General features: G+C 46.6%; 8 protein-coding genes and 2 pseudogenes. 7 read left to right on the top strand and 3 right to left on the bottom strand.

Annotated elements, in window-relative coordinates:
- Positions 1–2: 2 nt before the first annotated feature.
- The 3 genes from ALO_RS17570 to ALO_RS22620 all read right to left on the bottom strand — a co-directional run bounded on the left by ALO_RS17570 (position 3) and on the right by ALO_RS22620 (position 1,156).
- Entirely contained in the window at positions 3–329 is a 327-nt protein-coding gene (locus ALO_RS17570; protein WP_004098820.1) for a type II toxin-antitoxin system RelE/ParE family toxin, read from the bottom strand.
- Entirely contained in the window at positions 322–612 is a 291-nt protein-coding gene (locus ALO_RS17575; RefSeq protein ID WP_004098822.1) for a type II toxin-antitoxin system Phd/YefM family antitoxin, read from the bottom strand. The genes ALO_RS17570 and ALO_RS17575 overlap by 8 nt, the downstream gene beginning before the upstream one ends.
- A 307-nt stretch (positions 613–919) precedes the next feature.
- Positions 920–1,156: a hypothetical protein gene (locus ALO_RS22620; protein ID WP_004098824.1), complete on the bottom strand. Its 237-nt coding sequence runs from the start codon at positions 1,154–1,156 to the stop codon at positions 920–922.
- A 65-nt stretch (positions 1,157–1,221) separates the two neighbouring features.
- On the opposite strand from ALO_RS22620, the gene ALO_RS22625 reads away from it, so the two are divergent.
- The 7 genes and pseudogenes from ALO_RS22625 to ALO_RS23980 form a co-directional block, all read left to right on the top strand.
- Positions 1,222–1,500: a hypothetical protein gene (locus ALO_RS22625; protein ID WP_004098826.1), complete on the top strand. Its 279-nt coding sequence runs from the start codon at positions 1,222–1,224 to the stop codon at positions 1,498–1,500.
- A 602-nt stretch (positions 1,501–2,102) separates the two neighbouring features.
- Positions 2,103–2,348, top strand: coding sequence for a type II toxin-antitoxin system Phd/YefM family antitoxin (locus ALO_RS17590; RefSeq protein WP_004098827.1), 246 nt, complete (start codon positions 2,103–2,105; stop codon positions 2,346–2,348).
- Position 2,349: 1 nt separating this feature from the next.
- Positions 2,350–2,682, top strand: coding sequence for a type II toxin-antitoxin system RelE/ParE family toxin (locus tag ALO_RS17595; RefSeq protein WP_004098828.1), 333 nt, complete (start codon positions 2,350–2,352; stop codon positions 2,680–2,682).
- A 260-nt stretch (positions 2,683–2,942) separates the two neighbouring features.
- Complete coding sequence (locus ALO_RS17600; protein WP_004098829.1) at positions 2,943–3,167, top strand: DUF1659 domain-containing protein; 225 nt, start codon at positions 2,943–2,945, stop codon at positions 3,165–3,167.
- A gap of 51 nt (positions 3,168–3,218) precedes the next feature.
- The gene (locus tag ALO_RS17605; protein WP_004098830.1) at positions 3,219–3,431 is read left to right on the top strand and encodes a DUF2922 domain-containing protein; all 213 of its coding nucleotides are present in this window, start codon (positions 3,219–3,221) and stop codon (positions 3,429–3,431) included.
- 457 nt (positions 3,432–3,888) lie between these two features.
- Positions 3,889–4,373, top strand: a pseudogene (locus ALO_RS22925) (DUF1016 N-terminal domain-containing protein).
- 230 nt (positions 4,374–4,603) lie between these two features.
- Positions 4,604–4,752 (top strand): annotated as a pseudogene (locus tag ALO_RS23980) (type I restriction-modification system subunit M N-terminal domain-containing protein); the annotation flags it as partial.

Here is a 4,752-nt window from a genome sequence, read left to right on the forward strand (position 1 = left end):
TTTCATTCAAACTCTTTCATTTCAAAAAGAGACTGCAGCCAGTTTTGCCGGCCATGCAGCACCCTGGCAATAATAATTCGGTCATTCATGACCCGATAAAATATAAGGTACGGGGTCACGACAATCCGTCTGTAGCCACGCTGCGCCCCAGGAGCATCTTCTTCCGGAACGACCGGCCCTGCCTCCGGGAAGTCGGTCAAAAGCTTAATCCCTTCATAAATGCGCCGGCGCAGTATTTCTGCCGCATTCTTATTGTCATGGGAAATATACGAAAACATACTGTCAATGTCATAGTAAGCAGCTTCGGCCAGGACAATCTTCTTAGGCATGCTCTATTCTCTTTTGAAGGGAATCAAAAACCTCTTCGAAATCCCGCATCGGCACCCCAGCGGCAATGTCTCGGTCAATTTCCGACAGCATTTGTCCCAGTCTCTGACGAGCCATTAGCTTTTGGTAAGCCTCATGGCTCATGACCACCAGATCAGCTTCGCCGTTTTTGGTGATAACCACAGGCTCCTGGGTTTCATGGCACAGCCGGGAAAAAGAATTATAATCATGCCGGATAGCGGTGGAAGGCTTTATATTTGTGATAATGGGTGTTTGTTGATTCATGCACACATCTCCTCATCCATTATTCTGTCAATATTATATCATGTGTCCCTTTTATCAGCAATACTGTAAGCTAGCAGGCTGTGTTTAACTTGTGATAATGTCACCTTGTAGATTATCGCGATAAAATGTCAGTATGAACAACGAGGTGCATTATCTATTGTCCCCAGAACAACTCAATAGACATAGCGTGTTACGAAAGCTCATTGACGGTGACCTGACTCTTGCCCAGGCCGCATCCAGCTTAAACCTCAGTAAACGTCAGATGATCAGACTAAAGACGGGATTCATCAAAGAAGGTCCTGGTATCTTAGTTCACAAGAATAGCGGTCGCAAACCCGCTCATGCATTCAGTGAAGAGTTTGTCGCTACCATCATTTCTCTCAAGCAGTCGAATCTGTACCGCCATGCTAACTTCCTGCACTTTCAGGAACTGCTTTTGCGTCAGGAACATCATTTTAACCTTACTCTTTTTTGCTTTTTGCGCAGCCCTAGATACTCCGGCCATTGCAAAAAACAACGAAAACTTGACTGCCTTGGATTGCAAGCGATGCGCCTGGTTTATTGGAGCGTCTCAGGAAGAGATGGCATAATTGGCAAATCAACTGGCATATGGATCAGTTTGAACGGCATACTGAAAAGACCGACGGCCGTATCATTTTTCAGGATACGCCTACGAAGAAGCTGCTTGACCAGTTAAAAGCCATGTTATTGCAGGAGCCTGGTGGTCCGGTAGATGCTCTGCTGGGCTTTACTAATACAATGTTAAAGGAAGAACGGGATGTAAAAATAAACTCCTTTGCACTCAGAAACGATAGGCTTGAGATCGCAAGAGATTTACGGATAGAGATCATTGAAGACGCAATGCGGGCTTTTATTGCCGGAGAATAGGGCGAAAAACATATCGTCTTTTCCATGCGCTGTTTTGCCGAATGCCACCTGATTCGCGAAGTTGACTTGGGCGCGCTGTTAGCCCAGGGCAATACTGCCTTAACTTTAGTTCATAATCTAAACATTGGCTTTTGCCATCCATTGAAAATTTTTATGCCAGGACTAATTCAAGTCAAGAACAGCCATGACAAAGCATGACACAGAAGACCGCATGAAAATAGATGCTAGACGGGAAGAATGGAAACAGCAGGAAAAGATCGGGGGACGGTGTGGAGGTTGAAACCCCGCTACTAGAACATGATCGGATTGTCTTTGAGTATAGAGAACTGCTGCTAGACAGCGGACAATAAACTTCGTTGGATCAGGCAGTCCACTCCTGCCTTTGTCAGGTGGCATGGTCAGCGGTACGGGTTAGGGACAGCTCCTTTTCCCGTTGGTTTTGGTCCTGCCAGGGGAAATTAGGCAAGAAAAAAGCCATTGTAGCAGTGGCAAGAAAGATTCTAACAGTCCCCTGGCGGTCCCCCTTAGCGGTCATGAAATGCTGTTGTATTTTACGAATAATTAGCCTATAATAATATCAGCAAGGAAAAGGAGCGATTTTTATGCCGAACATTAAACCGGTTTCAGACTTGCGAAATTATAACGAAGTGTTGCGGGATGTTGCAGTTGGTGCACCGGTCTTTTTGACAAAGAACGGCAGAGGACGCTATGCACTTGTTGATATTGCCGATTACGAAAAAACACAGGCAACCATCAAACTCATGTCACAGTTAGCGGAGGGTGAAAAGGCCGGGCGCGAGAAAGGTTGGCTAACGATTGAGGAAGTTGAAAAATCTTTAGGGGTATAGTATGAAGGTCCATATATCATCCGAGGCGCAAAATGATTTACAGGGCATTAAAAACTATATTGCAATGGAACTTGACAATCCTACGGCGGCCCTTAACACGATTTCAAAGATAATAAAAGTCATTCGTGGGCTTACGGATTTTCCTGATCGCGGAGCACCCTTATCAGCCATTGTCGAAATGAAGACCGATTACCGCTTTTTAGTGAGCGACAGTTATCTTGTATTTTACAGGCATGATAGTGGGAGCATTTATATTGTGCGCATTCTCTATGGCAGACGGGATTATATGAAAATCTTGTTTGGAGAACCGCACAAAGACGGAACTGATTTTTGACGGACGACTATCCGCTTTAGGGACTGGGGACAGGTTCCTTGTCCCTTGAGCCATCCTAATTATTATTTAACATTTCACACCCAGGAAAATAGCCGGTTGCAGCTGCAGCCGGCTATTTTCTATGCGGTGAATAATCTTGAAATTTGGCAGGTTTAAAAATGAAGCGCAATGGAATGTAAGGAGATGAGCGCACTTAGAAGGGAGGCGCGCGACTCGCCGGAGAGATGCGCAAAAAACAAGGAAACAGGAGGGAATCAACTATGGCAGTATCCAAAGTTCCCCAATCCAGCCGGGTGGGGATCAAAGTCCAGACCGGCGTCAGCACCGCCGGCGCCCCGGTGTACCGCGTCCGCAACCTGCAGAACGTGAAGTCCGCCGCCCCGGACGAGGACGTTTACGCCGTGGCCCAGGCCATGGCCGCGCTGCAGCAGCATTCCGTTGTCTCCATCAGCCGTGTGGACGAAGCCAACTTAGTGAATGAGTAATCCCTGAAACCATCATCCCCATCCCATTATGAAAAAAAGGAGGAATGCCCCATGAACAGAACCCTTGAGATGATCTTCCGGGCCGCCAATGGCCGGGAAGTGACCATCAGCCTGGCCGATCCTCTGGAAAACCTGACTCTGGCCGATGTGACCGCCGTTATGAAAGACATCATCGCCCGCAATATCTTCATCACCACCGGCGGCGAGCTCCGGGATATCGTGGACGCACGGATCCGGACCCGAGAAACCGTCTCTTTAGCCTAACCGGATATTCCGGACAGTAAACAATAGCATCGATGCAGGACGAACCCGCCGGGGCCCGGCGGGTTCCGTTCTTTTCATGGTGCACTGTGCATAAAACGATCATTCAAATTTTCAATTTAGGGGAATGGTTGTTGTTGGTAGAGCAGATTTATCGGACGGTGAAGATTGGAGGGGCGAACCGTATCCTATCTAACGGCGAAAGACAGCTTGGGATGTTAGAAGATAAGTATAGAATAGACAAAGCTTCTGCAAAATGTTCTTATAATTGCAGGAGCCTTTGTATTTCTACGGTAATTCTATCTATATGAAGCGCACAACGTGCGCACAAATGGAGGAGATCGTGATGAGTGAACCGACGATTCAAAAAGCCTTGTCAGCAGAAGAGCGCTTTTTGTGCCAAAAGAGGAACGTCTCCAGTGTCGCTTACGCTTAGAAGCGCGAAAGGCGGTAATGGAATATGAGCAAAGAACTGACACCAAATAACCACATTGCATATGGCGAGATTATATCCATCATCGAGCGTGCCCGCGAGAATGCCTTTCGAGCCGTGAACCGAGAGTTGATTTCGATGTACTGGGAAATCGGCGCCTATGTCAGCGACAAGGTCAAGAACAGCGGATGGGGCAAATCCGTAGTCTCGGACTTTGCCAGATTCATTCAAGCAGAGCGACCCGACATCAAGGGCTTTTCTGCGTCGAATATCTGGCGTATGCGGCATTTTACGAGACTCACAGCGATAACGAAAAACTCGCACCATTGGTGCGAGAAATTAGCTGGACGCAAAATCTGCTGATAATGTCGCGGGCGAAAACCGATGAAGCACGGGAATTCTACCTGCTTCTTTGCAGTCGGAACAATTACACCAAGCGCGAGTTGGAGCGGCAGATTGACAGTATGCTTTTTGAGCGCACAATGATTTCCGAAGACCGCAATAAGCTGTGAGTATATAAGTGATCAATATGCAAAAATGTGAAAGTGAACATATCGTTCAAAAATATAGGGCAACAAAAATCCTGTCAAATTTTCAATATCCTTGACAAATTTGGCAGGATTTCTATGTTTAGATTAAAAATATATTAAAATATCGTCCCGAAACAGGCGGAATGAAAGCAGCGGAATTCAAGCCGGGAAAATCGTCCCGGTCTCTGGTTTTACGGAAAGGGATTGAGTCGATGCTGACAGGAGAAGTACGGAACAAGGTTGATAAAATATGGACAGATATGTGGACGGGAGGCAATCCACTGACGTAATTGAGCAGCTTACTTATTTGATGTTTATCCGCTCCCTGGATGAAAAAGAAATGGAAACGGAAAGCTTCGAA

Origin of the sequence: Acetonema longum DSM 6540 (assembly GCF_000219125.1) — a bacterium.
Taxonomy (GTDB): domain Bacteria; phylum Bacillota; class Negativicutes; order Sporomusales; family Acetonemataceae; genus Acetonema; species Acetonema longum.